17 protein-coding genes are annotated in these 15963 nt (G+C 69.9%); 5 read left to right on the forward strand and 12 right to left on the reverse strand.

What is annotated here, in order from left to right:
• The first annotated feature begins 107 nt into the window (after nt 1-107).
• Nucleotides 108-506, forward strand: coding sequence for a hypothetical protein (locus F4553_RS17460; protein ID WP_221469932.1), 399 nt, complete (start codon nt 108-110; stop codon nt 504-506).
• Nucleotides 507-526: 20 nt separating this feature from the next.
• Here the strand turns inward: F4553_RS17460 and F4553_RS17465 are convergent, their stop codons facing one another.
• The 5 genes from F4553_RS17465 to clpS all read right to left on the reverse strand — a co-directional run bounded on the left by F4553_RS17465 (nt 527) and on the right by clpS (nt 3239).
• The gene (locus F4553_RS17465; protein WP_184837340.1) at nt 527-1477 is read right to left on the reverse strand and encodes a PLP-dependent cysteine synthase family protein; all 951 of its coding nucleotides are present in this window, start codon (nt 1475-1477) and stop codon (nt 527-529) included.
• Between the two features lie 79 nt (nt 1478-1556).
• The gene (locus F4553_RS17470) at nt 1557-1871 is read right to left on the reverse strand and encodes a MoaD/ThiS family protein (protein ID WP_184837342.1); all 315 of its coding nucleotides are present in this window, start codon (nt 1869-1871) and stop codon (nt 1557-1559) included.
• Nucleotides 1872-1912: 41 nt separating this feature from the next.
• A complete protein-coding gene (locus F4553_RS17475; protein WP_184837344.1) occupies nt 1913-2404 on the reverse strand; it encodes a M67 family metallopeptidase in 492 nt (163 codons plus the stop codon).
• A gap of 47 nt (nt 2405-2451) precedes the next feature.
• Nucleotides 2452-2973, reverse strand: a complete 522-nt coding sequence (locus F4553_RS17480) for a DUF2017 domain-containing protein (RefSeq protein WP_184840842.1) — start codon at nt 2971-2973, stop codon at nt 2452-2454.
• Entirely contained in the window at nt 2949-3239 is a 291-nt protein-coding gene (gene clpS / locus F4553_RS17485) for an ATP-dependent Clp protease adapter ClpS (protein WP_184837346.1), read from the reverse strand. Before clpS ends, F4553_RS17480 begins: the two co-directional genes overlap by 25 nt.
• A 100-nt stretch (nt 3240-3339) precedes the next feature.
• Here clpS and F4553_RS17490 point away from each other — a divergent pair, with 100 nt between their 5' ends.
• Entirely contained in the window at nt 3340-4623 is a 1284-nt protein-coding gene (locus F4553_RS17490) for a nicotinate phosphoribosyltransferase (RefSeq protein ID WP_312875249.1), read from the forward strand.
• A 122-nt stretch (nt 4624-4745) separates the two neighbouring features.
• Here F4553_RS17490 and F4553_RS17495 read toward each other — a convergent pair whose 3' ends face one another.
• The gene (locus F4553_RS17495; RefSeq protein ID WP_184837350.1) at nt 4746-5924 is read right to left on the reverse strand and encodes an MFS transporter; all 1179 of its coding nucleotides are present in this window, start codon (nt 5922-5924) and stop codon (nt 4746-4748) included.
• A gap of 58 nt (nt 5925-5982) precedes the next feature.
• Here F4553_RS17495 and F4553_RS17500 point away from each other — a divergent pair, with 58 nt between their 5' ends.
• Together F4553_RS17500 and F4553_RS17505 are read left to right on the forward strand one after the other, a co-directional pair.
• Nucleotides 5983-6825, forward strand: a complete 843-nt coding sequence (locus F4553_RS17500) for a dimethylarginine dimethylaminohydrolase family protein (protein WP_184837352.1) — start codon at nt 5983-5985, stop codon at nt 6823-6825.
• 114 nt (nt 6826-6939) lie between these two features.
• Complete coding sequence (locus tag F4553_RS17505; protein ID WP_184837354.1) at nt 6940-7473, forward strand: isochorismatase family protein; 534 nt, start codon at nt 6940-6942, stop codon at nt 7471-7473.
• Between the two features lie 144 nt (nt 7474-7617).
• Here F4553_RS17505 and ctaD read toward each other — a convergent pair whose 3' ends face one another.
• The 6 genes from ctaD to F4553_RS17535 form a co-directional block, all read right to left on the reverse strand.
• A complete protein-coding gene (gene ctaD / locus F4553_RS17510; RefSeq protein WP_184837356.1) occupies nt 7618-9309 on the reverse strand; it encodes an aa3-type cytochrome oxidase subunit I in 1692 nt (563 codons plus the stop codon).
• A 170-nt stretch (nt 9310-9479) separates the two neighbouring features.
• Nucleotides 9480-9818: a hypothetical protein gene (locus F4553_RS17515; RefSeq protein WP_184837358.1), complete on the reverse strand. Its 339-nt coding sequence runs from the start codon at nt 9816-9818 to the stop codon at nt 9480-9482.
• 362 nt (nt 9819-10180) lie between these two features.
• A complete protein-coding gene (locus F4553_RS17520; RefSeq protein ID WP_184837360.1) occupies nt 10181-11182 on the reverse strand; it encodes a proline racemase family protein in 1002 nt (333 codons plus the stop codon).
• Entirely contained in the window at nt 11175-12056 is an 882-nt protein-coding gene (locus tag F4553_RS17525; RefSeq protein WP_184837363.1) for a dihydrodipicolinate synthase family protein, read from the reverse strand. The genes F4553_RS17520 and F4553_RS17525 overlap by 8 nt, the downstream gene beginning before the upstream one ends.
• Nucleotides 12053-13438 carry an FAD/NAD(P)-dependent oxidoreductase gene (locus F4553_RS17530; protein ID WP_184837365.1) on the reverse strand — a complete coding sequence of 462 codons (1386 nt, stop codon included), beginning with the start codon at nt 13436-13438 and terminating at the stop codon, nt 12053-12055. The genes F4553_RS17525 and F4553_RS17530 overlap by 4 nt, the downstream gene beginning before the upstream one ends.
• Nucleotides 13435-14556 carry an NAD(P)/FAD-dependent oxidoreductase gene (locus F4553_RS17535; protein WP_184837367.1) on the reverse strand — a complete coding sequence of 374 codons (1122 nt, stop codon included), beginning with the start codon at nt 14554-14556 and terminating at the stop codon, nt 13435-13437. Before F4553_RS17535 ends, F4553_RS17530 begins: the two co-directional genes overlap by 4 nt.
• Between F4553_RS17535 and F4553_RS17540 the strand changes: the two genes are divergently transcribed.
• Nucleotides 14555-15766 (forward strand): PucR family transcriptional regulator, encoded by a 1212-nt coding sequence (locus tag F4553_RS17540; protein ID WP_184837369.1) that lies wholly within the window; start codon nt 14555-14557, stop codon nt 15764-15766. The two genes, F4553_RS17535 and F4553_RS17540, sit on opposite strands and share 2 nt — an antisense overlap.
• Nucleotides 15767-15963: the final 197 nt, after the last annotated feature.

Raw genomic sequence — 15963 nt, forward strand, 5'->3', positions numbered from 1 at the left:
CGAAAGTGACATCGCCACCTGCGAGGACGTCACCACATAGCGTTACGTGGGCCACATCCGGGCGTTGGACAGGCGTGGCTGAGACAACGTCAACCAGTGCGGTCTCGGTGGCAGAGCCCGAGCCCGGCACCACCAGGACCCTGGGCGCGCTCCCGATCGAACCGCGGACCGAACCCCGCATGACCCCCATGCCCACCGGTTCGATCGGCATTCCCGGTGAGCACGACCCCGCGCCCCAGCACGGCCGGATGCTCCTGCTCAGCGCCTGGACCGCCGTCCTGGTGCTGATCGGGCTGGTCGCCGCGGCTCGGATCTTCGCCGCCATCCTGCTCAACTCGGGGCCGAACTGGCTGGTCCCGACGAGCATCGCGATCGGGTCGTTCGGCGTGGTCGCGGCGGTCGTCGCGTTCGCCTCGATCCACCGCGCGATCTGGGCCTACTCCGCGCTGGGCGTCTCGACGGCGGCACTCGCCGCCAACCTCGCCCTCCTGCTCAACTACCTCTAGCCGCGCTCAGCTCTGGGTCGTCAGGCCCAGAGCTGGCCCTCGAGGGCGGTCTCCGCGTCGGCGAGCGTGCCGCCGTAGGCACCGGTCGACAGGTATTTCCAGCCGCCGTCGGCGACGAGGAACGCCACGTCGGCCTTGCGACCGGCCTTCACCGCCTCGTGCGCCACGGCGAGCGCCGCGTGGAAGACCGCGCCGGTCGAGAACCCCACGAACAAACCCTCAACCTCGACAAGCTGCCTGGTACGCAGAACCGCGTCCCTCGTGCCCACCGAGAACCGCCGGCTCAGCACCGACGCGTCGTAGAGCTCCGGTACGTAACCCTCATCGATGTTGCGCAGCCCGTAGACGATCTCCCCGTAGCGGGGCTCAGCAGCGATGATGTTGATGTCGGGGTTCTTCTCCCGCAGGTAGCGACCGGTGCCCATGAGCGTGCCCGTCGTACCGAGACCGGCCACGAAGTGCGTGATCGACGGCAGGTCGCGCAGCAGCTCCGGCCCGGTGGTCTCGTAGTGCGCCTGGGCGTTGGCGGCGTTGCCGTACTGGTAGAGCATCACCCAGTCGGGGTGCTCGGCGGCGATCTGCTTGGCCGTCGCGACCGCCTGGTTGGAGCCGCCGGCTGCGGGCGAGAAGATGATCTCGGCACCGTACATCCGGAGCATCTGGATCCGCTCCGACGAGACGTTCTCCGGCATCACGCAGACCAGGCGGTAACCGCGCAGCTTCGCCGCCATGGCGAGCGCGATGCCGGTGTTTCCGCTGGTGGGCTCCAGGATCGTCGCGCCGGGACGCAGGGTGCCGTCGGCCTCGGCGGCCCGGACCATGAAGAGCGCGGCCCGGTCCTTGACGCTGCCGGTGGGGTTGCGGTCCTCGAGCTTGGCCCAGATCCGCACGTCCTCGCTGGGCGAGAGCCGGGGCAGCCCGATCAGCGGGGTGTTGCCACACGTATCGAGAAGTGAATCAAACCGCGCCACGAGTTCCTCCGGCATCGAAGAAGGTCGAAGAGAGTGCGGGCCCCGATACCAGTGAACTGGCGTCGGGGCCCGCGGAAGATCAGCGACCGAGCAGCGCGGCGGCTGCGAGCAGCCCGAGCGCGCCACCGGCGACGGCCGGCAGGATGGTGACGGTGTCACCGTCGGCGAGCTTGGCGTCGAGCGAGCCGAGGAAACGCACGTCCTCGTCGTTGACGTAGATGTTGACGAACCGGTGCAGGCCGCCGTCGTCGGTGATGAGGCGGCCCCGGATGCCGGCGTAGGTGCCGTCGAGGTTGGTCAGCAGGTCGGCGAGGGTGTCGCCGGCGCCCTGGACGGCCTTGGCGCCGCCGGTGTAGGTGCGCAGGATGGTGGGGATGCGGACGTCGATAGCCATGGAAGTCTCCTAGAGGTCGAGCAGAGCGAACAGAACGATGGTCAGCTCTGGCTGCGACACTCGTAATCAACCGTGGAAGGGCTCTGCCCGAACATGTAGGACTGAACTGCGTGCTCATCGGCGGTCGCTCCCACGACCTTCACCGGCTCCTCAGTCACCACGCCGTCAAGGATACGAAATGAGCGAACTTCCGTCACATCCGGCTCGCGTGTTGAGACGAGGAGATAGTGCGCTCCCGGCTCGCCCGCGAAGGAGACGTCGGTCCGCGACGGGTACGCCTCGGTGGCGGTGTGCGAGTGATAGATGATCACCGGCTCCTCGTCCCGATCGTCCATCTCGCGCCAGACCCGGAGCTGCTCGGTCGGGTCGAAACGGTAGAACGTGGTCGAGCGCTCGATGTTGTCCATCGGAATGTGCCTGGTGGGAGCGTCGGCGCCGATCGGACCCGCGACCACGCCGCAGGCCTCGTCCGGGTGATCCCGGCGGGCATGCGCGGCGATCGCGTCCAGCATCGCGCGGTCAATGGTCAGCACGTGAGCCAGCCTATCCGTCGCGGGTGCGTGCATTTCTCAGGTGTGATTCACTCCATAACCGCGTCGAGGAGAGCTTCCTGGAGGTAACCCAGGTAGGCGTAGACGCTCAACTGGAACACGCGGGAAGAACCCGGGTCACGCAGCACGGCGTCGTCGACCTCCTCCTCCACGTCGGTGTCGTCGGTGATCTCCAGCCGCACGCCGAGCGCGAGCCGGGCGTCGTTGATCGCCCGCAGCCACGCCTCGGCCGACTCCGGATCGAGGCGAACCTCGCCGGCACCGTCGGTCGGGAGTGTCGCGAGGACCGCGCCCGCCTGATCGATCTTGCCGGTCTTGAGGTCGCCCTCGGTGAACCGCCGGTACTCGGCGGCCTCCAGCGGATCGTCGGGGTAGACGTCCGGGAAGAGGCGCCCGACCACCGGATCCTCGTGATCGAAGCCCTCGGTGAGCAGCGACACCACTTCGGAGGCGACCTTGCGCAGCACTCTGACCTCGTCGGCGGTCAGGTCGGCCACGCACTCGGCGCCCTCTCGCCGAAACATCGTCACTGGCGCGCCACCGTGGCCCAGAGGCCGTAATTGTGCAGGCGGGAAGCGTCGTACTCCATCCGCTCGCGGGCACCGCTGGTCACGACGACCCGACCCTTCGTATGCATGTCCCACATCATGATCTCGGCCTCGTCACGGCTGTAGCCGAACTCTTTCTGGAAGACAAAAACGACATACGTCATCAAATTAATCGGGTCATTATGCGCGATCGTGACCCAGGGCCGGGCGGATTCCGGCGCTTCGTCAGTCTCCTGCCGCTCAACCGGCTGGACCTGGGGAGTGGCCATGCCCCCAATCCTGCCACGGACTTCCGGAAACACAGACCCCTTGGTTACCTGTCCGTGCCCGCGAACCTCACTCGCCGCTCCTGACGCATATGGTGAGCGAGTGAAAGGATCACCAGCGCTCCTGACCGATCAGTACGAGTTGACGATGATCGGCGCCGCCCTCCGCGACGGCACGGCCCATCGGCCCTGCGTATTCGAGGCCTTCGCGCGGCGGCTGCCGCACGGGCGGCGCTACGGCGTGGTCGCCGGGACGGGCCGGCTCCTCGAAATGATCATGGACTTCCGCTTCCGCGCCGACGAGGTCGCGTGGCTGCAGGAGCAGGGCATCGTCGACGCCGAGGCCGCGCAGTGGCTCACGGCCTACCGATTCACGGGCGACATCGACGGGTACGCCGAGGGCGAACTCTTCTTCCCCGGCTCCCCGATCCTCACCGTCTCGGGCACCTTCGCCGAGTGCGTGGTCCTGGAGACGCTCATCCTCTCCGTCCTCAACCACGACGCAGCCGTGGCCGCGGCAGCCGCCCGCATGGTCACCGCCGCCCGGGGACGTCCGATCATCGAGATGGGCTCACGGCGTACCCACGAGGAAGCAGCAGTGGCCGCGGCCCGCGCGGCCTATCTCGCGGGGTTCGCCTCGACCTCCAACCTGGCGGCGGGCCTGCGCCACGGCGTGCCCACGGCGGGCACGGCGGCGCACGCCTTCACCCTGCTCCACGACGACGAGCCGACCGCCTTCGCGTCGCAGCTCGCCGCGTCGGGCACCCAGACCACCATGCTCGTCGACACCTATGACATCAGCCAGGGCATCCGCAACGCCATCGCCGCCGCCGGGCCCGGGCTGCGCGCGATCCGGATCGACTCCGGCGACCTGTCGGTGCTGGCCGCGCAGTCGCGAGCCCTCCTCGACGAGCTCGGCGCGCCCGACGTGAAGATCGTCGTCAGCGGCGATCTCGACGAGTACGCCATCGCGGCGCTCGCCGCCGAGCCCGTGGACGCCTACGGCGCCGGAACGGCCGTGGTGGTCGGATCGGGAGCACCGACCGCCGGACTCGTCTACAAGCTCGTCGAGGTGGCCGGACGGCCCGTCGTGAAGCGCTCCGAGAACAAGGCGACCGTCGGCGGGCGCAAGACCGCCGTACGCCGCCACAAACCCACCGGCACCGCGACCGAGGAGATCGTCTTCGTCCGCTCCGCCCCGACACCGGAGCCCGGCGACCGGACGCTGTCCCGCCCGCTGATCCGGGCCGGTGCCCTCGTCGACGGCCTGCCCACGCTGGAGGAGTCCCGCGAGCACCTGCGCGCCGCGCTCGTCTCCATCCCCTGGGAGGGCCTGAAGCTCTCCGTGGGCGACCCCGCCATCCCGGTGACGGTCCTCACCACCTGACCCTGCGTCACCCAAGATCGCCGCAACTCTTCAAGAGTTGGTCCTGAGGACCGCCGCCTGCTGCATACGGCGCCCGGTTCCTCTAGCACCAACTCTTGAAGAGTTGGTGCTAAACGACCGCATCAGGCGGGCGCGGGGGCGAGTGCCGGAGCCCTGCGGTAGGCGGGGAGTGCGGCGAGCACCGCGACCGCGCCGACCAGCCCGGCCACCGCGAACGCCCAACCCGGACCCGTGTGGTCGACCACGAACCCCGCGAACGGCGCCCCGATCGTCGTCCCCGCCGTCATCGCGGAGCCGAGCAGCCCGGTCGCCTCGCCCCGGGACGCGGGCGGGACCACGCGCGAGAGCGTGTCGTTCGCCGCGACCATCGCCGGTGCGCAGAGCACGCCGGACGGGATCAGCAGGAGCAGCAGCCACTGCCAGGTCGGCGCCATCCCGGCCGGGATGGTGAGCAGCCCCATCACCGCGACCAGCGTGAGCACGGAGATCGGCTTGCGGATCGCGCCGAAGACCAGCCCGCCGATGAGCGAATAGGCGCACCAGAGGGCGATCGCGACGCCGGTCCAGGTGATCGCACCGGCCTCGCGCATCATCGCGACGATCGCCAGGTCGGTGGCGCTGAGGATGAAGGTCGCCGCCGCCGAGGCGATCAGCACCGCGACGAGGCGCGGGCCGAACCAGCTCCGGCGCGGCGGCGCCACCTCGGGGATCTCCTGGCCCTCGGGCCGGGTCGCCGGGTTCATGACGAACAGCGTCGCGCCCGAGACGACCAGGCCGACCGCGAGCAGGTAGATCCCGGTGCCGGTCGAGAGCGTCGTGGCGAGCAGCACCGCGAGGGCCGGCCCGACCATGAAGGAGAGCTCGACGATCATGGAATCCAGCGCGTACGCCGGGCGTCGCTGCTCGCCGGGGACCATCGCCGCGAGCGCGATCCTGATCGTGCCGAAGATGGGGATGCAGAGGAGCCCGCCGACGAGGGCGGCCGGCACGAGCAGCTGGTAGCTCAGGTGCGGCGCCGTCGACCAGACCACGAGCTGGACGAGTGTCGTCAGCAGCATCGCCGGTCGCATGCCCCGCCGGTCGATGAGGCGGCCCATCAGCGGCGAACCGATGGCGACGCCGATGGTGTATGCGGCGGTGACGAGACCGGCCTCCGCCCACGACCGGTGCAGACCGGTGGCGACGTGCAGGGTCAGCGTCATGCCGATGGCCGTGGAGGGGATGCGCGCCAGCATCCCGATCAGCAGCAACGCGCGGACACCGGGTACGGCGAGGACCTGACGGTAAGGTGCGAGACTCATAGCACCCCTATCATGCCGGTCGGGTCCGACATCGTGGCAAGTGAATTACGATCACCGGATGACCTATGGTGTTCGCTCCTCCGTGGCCCCCCTTCGCCGTGCCGCCCTGCGCCGCCCCGCCGTCACCGGCGACTGGGCCGAGGCCGGCTGGCGGAGGCCGGACACCGAGCTCCTCCTCGCGCAGCACGAGGCGTTCGCCGAGAAGCTCACCGAGCTGGGCGTCTCCGTCGAGGTGGCGCCCGCGACGGAGGGGGAGGTCGATGCGGTCTTCGCCTACGACTCGGTCTTCGTCATCGGCGGCGGCACCGTGGTCTTCCGGTCCGCGAAGCCGTGCCGGCAGGGCGAGGCTGCGAAGCTCGCCGCCGCACTGGAGGGCTTCGGCGTGCCGACCATGGCGAGTCTCACCGCGCCGTCGGTGATGGACGGCGGCGACGTCTGCTGGATCGGCGACAACGTGGCGGTCGCCGGGCGGGGCTACCGCACCAACCAGGCGGCCCACGAGGAGCTGCGGGCCCTTCTCGCCGCCGAGGGCCAGCAGCTCTTCTCCTATGACATGCCGCATGACCAGGGGCCCGCGCACGTGCTGCACCTGATGTCGGGCATCTCCCCCGTCGCCGACGACCTCGCCGTCGTCTTCGAGCCGATCATGCCGGTGGCGCTGCTCCAGGAGCTCGCCGCACGCGAGATCACGACGATCCCCGTCGACCCCGACGAGTACGCGACGCTCGGCAGCAACGTGCTCGCCGTACACCCCGGGGTGGTTGTGATCTTCGAGGGCAACCCGAAGACGGCGGCCGCGCTCGCGAAGCACGGCGTCGAGGTGCACGAGGTCGCGGCGAGCGAGCTCGCCAAGGGCGACGGCGGCCCCACCTGCCTGACCCGCCCTCTCTGGCGCGCGTAGCCGCCAGATCGCGTTGTTTCCCGGAAAGTGGGCGAATCGCCGGGTCGGGAAGGGCCTGTTTCCGGGAAGCAACGTGATCATGCCTGGGAGCGCCCGCGCGCCTACCATGAGGGCATGGCACGAGCGCTGATCATCGTGGACGTTCAGAACGACTTCTGTGAGGGCGGTTCGCTGCCCGTCGACGGGGGGTCCGCCGTCGCGGCGGGCATCTCGGCAGCCCTGGCCAGGCCGGACGCGGGCTGGGATCATGTCGTCGCGACCCAGGATCACCACATCGATCCCGGCTCCCACTTCCAGGAGTGGCCGGTGCACTGTGTGGCGGAGACCTTCGGCGCGGAGTTCCACCCCGGGCTGGACACGGACCGCATCGAGGCGGTCTTCCGCAAGGGCGCGCACGCCGCGGCCTACTCCGGCTTCGAGGGCACCAGCGCCGGGATCGGCCTCGCCGCCTGGCTGCGCACCCACGATGTCACCGAGGTCGACGTCGTCGGCATCGCGACGGACTACTGCGTGCGCGCCACCGCGCTGGACGCGGCGGCCGAGGGCTTCACCACGACGGTCCTGACCGGGCTGACCGCCGGAGTGGCACCGGAGACCACGGCGACCGCCCTGGACGATCTCCGCACGGCCGGTGTCGCCATCGCCTGAGCCCTCGGCCCCGGCCCGGCGGCCGGCCACGCCGAACGCCCGGCCGCGGCAGCCACGCCGGCGACCTGACCGGCGCAGGCAGTCACACGGACAACAGAAAGCGGGCCTCCCGACAGTGGGAGGCCCGCTTCCGTGACGGCGTCGTCAGTGTTTCGAGCCGGAGACGGCCTTCGGTGCGGGACTGGTGTCCACCGCCAGGTGCGGGAACTTCGCGTCGAACGCGGGCCGCTCGGAGCGGATCCGCGGCATCGTGTCGAAGTTGCGCAGCGGCGGCGGGCAGCTCGTCGCCCACTCCAGCGAGGCGCCGAAGCCCCACGGGTCGTCCACCGTGACGAGGCGACCCGCCCGGTAGGACTTCCACACGTTGTAGAGGAACGGCAGCGTGGAGGCGCCCAGGATGAAGGCGCCGATCGTCGAGAACGTGTTCAGGAAGGTGAACCCGTCCTCCTTCAGGTAGTCGGCGTAGCGGCGCGGCATGCCCTGGGTGCCCAGCCAGTGCTGGACCAGGAAGGTGCCGTGGAAGCCGATCGTCGTCAGCCAGAAGTGGACCTTGCCGAGGCGCTCGTCGAGCATCCGGCCGAACATCTTCGGGAACCAGAAGTAGACCCCGGAGTAGACGGCGAAGACGATCGTGCCGAAGAGCACGTAGTGGAAGTGCGCGACCACGAAGTACGAGTCCGACACGTGGAAGTCGATCGGCGGGCTCGCGAGCAGCACGCCGGAGAGGCCGCCGAAGAGGAAGGTCACGAGGAAGCCGATGGCGAAGAGCATCGGTGTCTCGAACGTGATCTGGCCCCGCCACATCGTGCCGATCCAGTTGAAGAACTTCATGCCTGTCGGTACGGCGATGAGGAAGCTCAGGAACGAGAAGAACGGCAGCAGCACCTGGCCGGTGGCGAACATGTGGTGCGCCCAGACGCTCATCGACAGTGCCGCGATCATCAGCGTGGCGGCGACGAGGCCCTTGTAGCCGAAGATCGGCTTGCGGCTGAAGACCGGGATGACCTCGGAGATGATGCCGAAGAACGGCAACGCGACGATGTAGACCTCAGGGTGTCCGAAGAACCAGAAGAGGTGCTGCCAGAGCATCGGCCCGTTGGTCGAGGAGTCGAAGACGTGCGCCCCGAGCTTCCGGTCGGCGAGCAGCGCGAAGAGCGCGGCGGCGAGCAGCGGGAAGACCATCAGCACGAGCAGGCTGGTGACGAGGATGTTCCAGGTGAAGATCGACATCCGGAACATCGTCATACCCGGCGCGCGCAGGGTGATGATCGTGGTCACCATGTTGACGGCGCCGAGGATGGTGCCCAGACCGGAGATCGCGAGACCCGTGATCCAGAGGTCGCCACCGGGGCCGGGCGAGTTGACCGCGCTGTTCAGCGGGGCGTAGGCGAACCAGCCGAAGTCGGCGGCGCCGCCCGGCGTGATGAAACCGGTGATCGCGATCGTGCCGCCGAAGGCGTAGAGCCAGTAGGCGAAGGCGTTCAGGCGCGGGAAGCTGACGTCCGGCGCGCCGATCTGCAGCGGCACGATGAAGTTCGCGAACGCGAAGACGATCGGCGTCGCGAAGAACAGCAGCATGATCGTGCCGTGCATCGTGAAGAGCTGGTTGTACTGCTCCGGCGACAGGAACTGCATGCCCGGCTGCGCCAGCTCGCCACGCATGAGCAGCGCCATCAGGCCGCCGATCATGAAGAACACGAACGACGTGACCAGGTACATGAGCCCGATCTGCTTCGCGTCCGTGGTGCGCAGCAGCCGAGCGATCGCTGAACCCTTGGTGTTCTGGCGAACCGGCCAGGGCCGGGTCACGATCGGCTTCGGTGCGACGGTTGTCACGAGCGGCCTCCTGGGGCTGTTTGCCAGCTGCTCGGTACGCCCCCGACCCTCTCGGGCGAGTTGATCAGTCCAGGCGTACCTCGGACGCAGAATAATCCCCCGGTGGTCGACCATGACCGTGGGGTGGTGTGACTCGCCGTAGAGAGACGAGTCGGCTACTCAGAGTGCCCCTACTTGTTGCCGACACCGAGCTGGACGTTGAACCCGATCGCACCCGCGGCGAGCGCAGCCAGCACGAGCAGCACAATCCCCCAGGCGATGAGGCGATCCGCCGAGTCGAGAGCCTGCGCCGAACGCCACACCCGACGGAAGAAGCTGGCGGTCCGGGCGGGCTTGGAACCCACCGGAGCGGTCGGCTCGGTGTCGAGGTCGATGCCGACCGGCTCCTCCGGTGTGGCGGACGACACGGTCTTGAGCGCCCGGAACAGGATGACGCCCGCGCCACCGACGACCATCGCAGCGCCGAGCACGGCCATGATGAAAGCGATCCAGTTCTGGATGTCGCGCATCAGGAACTTCCTCCCCAAGATCATTCCATGAGCCACTGTCGATGCCCGACAGCCCGCACAGGCTATGCCTCAGGTCGAAATCCCGCACCCCCAGCGCACCTCCAGGCCGCGCCCCCTCCAGCGCCCCATCGTGGGTACGCCAGGAGCACGCGCCCGCAGCACCCACACCCATGATCGCGTTGTTTCCGGGAAGTAGTCCCCTCGCCTAGTGCTTGAGGGGACTACTTCCCGGAAACAACGCGATCAACGCGCCTTATTCGACCTCGTGCCATGGCATGAAGGGTGGCCCGGTCCTCCCACCGGGCCACCCTTCACCGTGCCGACCGCCCGAGGCCCTGTTGAGGAGGCGGCCGGCACGGGTCCTACAGCTCGAACCCGGCCGGGAAGGGGTCCTCGGGGTCGAGCAGGTACTGAGCGGTCCCGGTGATCCACGCCCGCCCGGTCACGGTCGGCACCACGGCAGGCCGATCACCGACCATCGTGGCTTCGACGAGGCGGCCGGTGAATCGCGTACCCAGGACGCTCTCGTTGATGAAGGGCGTGTCCAGCGGGAGGTGCCCGCGGAAGTGGAGTTGCGCCATGCGGGCGCTCGTACCCGTGCCGCAGGGCGACCGGTCCACCCAGCCCGGGTGGATGAGCGTGACCGCCCGGGCGTCGGCGCCGTCGCGACCGGGCTCGTAGGCCACGACGTGCCGGCAGTCGTCGATCGCCGGGTCGGTCGGGTGGATCGGGCGGGCCTGCTCGTTGATCGCGTCGATGATCTTCAGGCCGCGGTCGAGCAGCGCGGGCACGTTCGCCGGGGTCACCGGATGGCCGAGCGCGGCTGCGGGGAGGAAGGCGTAGAAGTTGCCGCCGTAGGCGATGTCCACGGTGAGATCGCCGACACCGGGCACGCTGAGCGGCACGTCCGTGGCGTGCAGGAACGACGGCACGTTGCGGAGCGTGACCGAGGTGGCCCGGCCGTCGGTGACCGCGACGGACGCGACGACGAGCCCGGCCGGCGTGTCGAGCCGGATCGTCGTGACCGGCTCCACGACCTCGACCATCCCGGTCTCGACCAGCACCGTCGCGACACCGATCGTGCCGTGGCCGCACATCGGCAGCCAGCCGGAGACCTCGATGAAGAGCACTCCCCAGTCGGCGTCCGGCCGGATCGGCGGCTGCAGGATCGCACCCGACATCGCCGAGTGCCCGCGCGGCTCGAACATCAGCAGCCTGCGCAGGTCATCGCGTTCGTTGACGCCGTGCAGCCGCCGCTGCGCCATCGTCTCGCCGGGGAACACGCCGATCCCACCGGTGATCACCCGCGTCGGCATGCCCTCGGTGTGCGAGTTGACCGCGTGATAGACGGCGCGGCTACGCACCCAGGGCTCGCTTCATGTCGGCCGTGACCTGCGCCGCGACGTCGTCGGGCAGGGGCAGCCTGGGCGGGCGGCAGGGTCCGCCATAGCGTCCGGCGAGGTCCATCCCCAGCTTGATCGCCTGTACGAACACCGGCCGCGAATCCCACCGATAGGCAGCGTGGACAGCGGTGTAGAGCGGGAGTGCCCGATCGAGGTCCCCGGCCCGGCACAGCTCGAAGAGCTCCACCGACTGCGTGGGCAGCGCGTTCGGGAACCCGGCGATCCAGCCGACGGCACCCTGCATGACCAGCTCCAGGAGTACGTCGTCGGCACCGGCGAGCACGTCGAGGCCGGGTGCGAGTTCACGGATCTGGTGCAGTCGGCGTACGTCGCCGGAGAACTCCTTGACCGCCACGATCAGGTCCCGGTCGTAAAGCTCGGCGAGCAGCCCCGGGACCAGGTCGACCTTCGTGTCGAAGGGGTTGTTGTAGGCGACGACGGGCAGCCCGGCAGCCGCCACGGCCTCGTAGTGCGCGATCACCTCGGGGCGGCCGGCGGCGTACCCGTTGGGGGGTAGTGACATGACCGCGTGCGCGCCTGCCGCAGCCGCCTGCTCCGCCCACCGCCTGCCCTGGTGACCGCCGTAGGCACCGACTCCCGGCACCACCGACACCCCCTCGGGCGCGGCCTCGACGACGGCGGTGACGATCCGGGCGCGCTCGTCGTCGGTGAGGGTCTGGTATTCGCCGAGCGAGCCGTTGGGCACGATGCCGTGGCAGCCGTTGCCGGCGAGCCAGGCGACGTGCTCCTGCAGCCTGTCGAAGTCGATCGAGAGGTCGTCGCGGAACGGCGTGGTGATGGCGACGAGTACGCCGTGCCAGGGCTGATGGCTCATTCGTGTCCTCCTGAGGCGAAGAGTGCGAGCGGGACCGGGACCGCGACGGGCCGGTGCTGATAAGGGGTCGGATCGGCGCCGAGCAGGTCGGCGGCGGCACCGCCGCAGAGCCGCCCCTGGCAGGCGCCCATGCCGACGCGGGTCACGAGCTTGAGCGAGCGGGGATCGTCGACACCGAGGTCCGCGACAGCCGCTCTGGCCTCGCCGAACGTCACGCCCTCGCAGCGGCAGAGGATGGTGGAGTCGGCGACGCCTGCCGTGAAGCCCGGATCGATGCGGGTGACATCGTGCAGCGCGTCGGCGAACCGGCGCAGGCTCGCGACCCTGCGGCGCAGCCGGGCCGGGATCTGAACCTCGACGCCGAGGTGGCGAGCTGCGGCGAGCCCGGCGAGGATGCCCATCGCTGCGGCCTGGTCCGCCCCACCGACCCCGGCCGCCTCGCCCGCGACGAAGACGCCCGGTGCCGTGGTGCGCTGGTCTCGTTCTACGACGACCACGCTGCCGTCGCGGGGGTCGATTCTCGTGGCGGCGCCGAGTGCGATCGCCAGCTCCACCTGCGGCGTGAAGCCGTCGCCGACGGCGAGGAGATCGACGTCGAAGGTTTTCGTCAGACCCTTCGGGGAGGATCCGACTGTCACGCGGAGGGCCCCTCCCGCCGCGTCGGCGGCGATGAGTTCATGGGAGGGGAGCAGCGTGAGGCCGTGGCGGAGCAGCAGAAACCGCAGCCAGGCGGCCTGGAGCAGGCGGCGCGGCGAGCGCGCGACGACGGGCCAGTGCCCAAACCACTTCCTGAGGGGTACGCCGTCGGCCACCGCCACGACGTGCGCACCTCCGGCGGCGAGCCCGGCAGCCGCGACCTGGAGCAGCGGGCCCCGACCGGCGACGAGGATGCGCTGGCCGCGTGGCACACCGTGCTGCTTGAGCTGGGCCTGCGCGCCGCCGACGGTGATGACGCCGGGGAGTTCCCAGCCGGGGAAGGGCACGACGCGGTCATATGCACCGGTCGCCAGGATCAGCGCGGCCGGGCGGAGCTCGGCGCCGTCCGTGAGGTGCAGGGTTCGGTCGGGCAGCGCTCGCCAGACGTCGACCCCGAGCCGGAGGTGGATGCGTTCGTGCTGCTCAGCGCGCTTGATCAGGGCTGCCGGGCGCCTGGCTCCGCCGGGGCGGGCGCCTCGGTCGACGACGACCACGTCGAGCCCCGCGTCGGCGGCGGCGATGGCGGCGCTGAGCCCGGCCGGGCCGGCACCGATGACGACGAGCCGGGCCTGCCTCTCAAGCGCATGCGGGTCGCTTCCGACTGCACCGGACCGCCGGGAGAGGCAGGGGCGCTCGCCGTCGACGACGCAGGCCTGGCAGACGCCGATGCCGCAGAAGACGCTCATGCGAAACGCCGGGGGTCGAAGGGAGCGGCGTCCATCGCCAGCGGCGCACCAGTGATCATCTGCGCGATCAGCTCGGCGGTCGCGGGCGCGAGACCGATCCCGGCGCCCTCGTGGCCGTGCGCGTGATAGAGCCCCGGCACCTCTGGATCGGGTCCGATCACCGGCAGGTGGTCGGCGGCGAAGGGACGGAACCCGTGATAGGACCTGATGATCCGCACCCCGGAGAGGAAGGGGAAGAGGGCCGCCGCGCCCCGGGCCAGCGCCGCGAGCGCGACCGGATTGGGGGCCGTGTCGAAGCCGACCCGTTCGCGGGTCGCCCCGATCAGCACCGGGCCGGCCGGGGTCGCCTCGACGACCGTCGAGGACTGGAGGTCGGCGTCGTCACTCGCGACATTCTCCAGATAGTCCGCGGAGTAGACCTTGTGCCGGATCAGCGGCGGCATCGCCTCGGTGACGAGGATGAAGCCGCGCCTGGGCGCGATCTCCTGGCCTGGGGAGAAGGGCAGTGCCCAGGCACCGGTCGCGTTGACGATCGCCCCGGCGCTCACCGGCTCACCGCTGGTGATGACACGTCCGGGTTCGATGCGCAGCGCCTCGGTCCGGGCGCGCACCACGGCACCGAGCGCTCGGGCAGCCGCGAGCATCGCCACGGTGGCACGAGCGGGCTGCACCTGCATGTCCTGGGGGTAGAAGACGCCACCGGCGAAATCCCGGGCGATCTCCGGCTCCAGCTCCGGCAGCGCGTCGGCGCCGATCAGCTCCGCGGCCACCCCGGCAGCGGCCTGCTCCCGTGCCGCCTGCGCCAGCATCGCCAGCGCGGCGTCGCTTCGCGCCACAATGAGCCCGCCCTTGAACTCCAGCTCGATGTTGATCCTCGAACCGAGTTCTTCCCCGAGGCTTCGCCACAGCTCGTTGCTGCGCAGGGCCAGTGTCAGTTCGGGACCGGGCGACTTGTCGGAGACGAGGAGGTTGCCCTCACCCGAGCCTGTCGTCCCGGCGACGAGTCCACCGCGTTCCAGCACCGTCACCCGGAGCCCCCGGCTGGCGCAGGCGAGGGCGCAGGCGGCGCCGACGATTCCCGCGCCGATCACGGCGACCTCCGTCGTGGTGGTGGACATGCCTGCGACCGTAGACGTCACGGTCAGCGCGGTCTTCGAGCTGATGTCGGATTCTGCGGGCACGATCTCCTACATTTGTCGAATGCAGCAGCTCGTGGACCAGATCGCAGACCGGATCGGCCGACCCGTGCTCGTGGAGGACCGCCGCCAGCGCGTGATCAGTTACAGCGCTCACGTCGAGCCGTTCGACGACGTGCGCCGGGACTCCATCCTGCGCCGCAGCACCACGCCGGAGGTGATCACGTTCTTCCAGTCACACTCCATCGCCCGGAGCCGGGTGCCGATCCGCACCCCGGCCGCTCCCGACCTGGGGTTGCTGCCACGGGTGTGCGTACCGGTGTGGCACGCCGAGCTGCTCCTGGGCTTCGTCTGGCTGATCGACTCGACGTCGGACCCGATCAGCGACGCGGTGATCGGCCGCCTCGGCGAGTGGGTCCAGGAGCTCGCGCTCGCCCTCTACCGGGAGAACCTGCTCGGCGAGCTGGCGGCCCGTCGGGAGGCCGACGCGTTCCGGGGCCTGATCGACCCGGCCGGGGAGGTTCGGGCACACGCCGTGGCGGCCCTCGTCGCCGACGGGTACGCGGACACCACGGTCACCGCCCTCGTCGCCGAGCACCCCGACCCGGCCGAGCTGGAGCACGCGCTCGTTGCGACCCGCCGGTGGACCGGTCAGCGGCAAGCTCTGCACCACGCCTTCCCCACCTTCGGCGTCCTGCTCCTCTTCGGCGCCACGGACCGCGGCCACGGCCGGGTCGGGTCGGGGGCCGCCGAGGTGGCGCAGCAGCTCGCCGCGCAGCTGGGTTCACGGGTCGGGGTCGGCGACCCGCGACCGACCCTGCTACTGGCTCATGAGTCAGTCAACGAAGCCCGCCAGGCCCTCGCCACCGCCGATCGGCTGCCGGGGTCCGCACCCGTCGCGCGCTGGTCGGAGCTCGGCATCTATCGAGTTCTGGCCACAGTGGACCTGTCCAATGCGCACCCCGGTGCCGCCACGCTGTTGGCCGCTCCGGTGCTGGCGGAGACGCTGGAGACCTACCTCGACCTGGCCGGCGACGCCGCCGCCACCGCAGGCCGTCTCAACCTGCACCGCACCACGCTCTACTACCGCCTGCGCCGCATCGAGGAGCTGACCGGGGCTGATCTGCGAGACGGCCTGCAGCGCCTTGGACTGCACCTTTCCCTGAAGTCAGCACGATTCCTTGTTGACTGATGATTCAGTCAACGAGTAGCCTTGGCTCTCGTGGGCATGCCGACTTGACTGACAACGGACGACGGGATCCGTCTGTCCGCGGTGCTCCGCCTGCCCGATTCCACCGTGCCTGATGCGCCCGGCACGCTCGATGATCACGTTACCTTCGGGGAAGCAGACGTGATCACGCACCAAGATCTGGTCGCTTTCCCCGAAAC

Source organism: Allocatelliglobosispora scoriae (genome assembly GCF_014204945.1).
GTDB classification, from domain to species: domain Bacteria; phylum Actinomycetota; class Actinomycetes; order Mycobacteriales; family Micromonosporaceae; genus Allocatelliglobosispora; species Allocatelliglobosispora scoriae.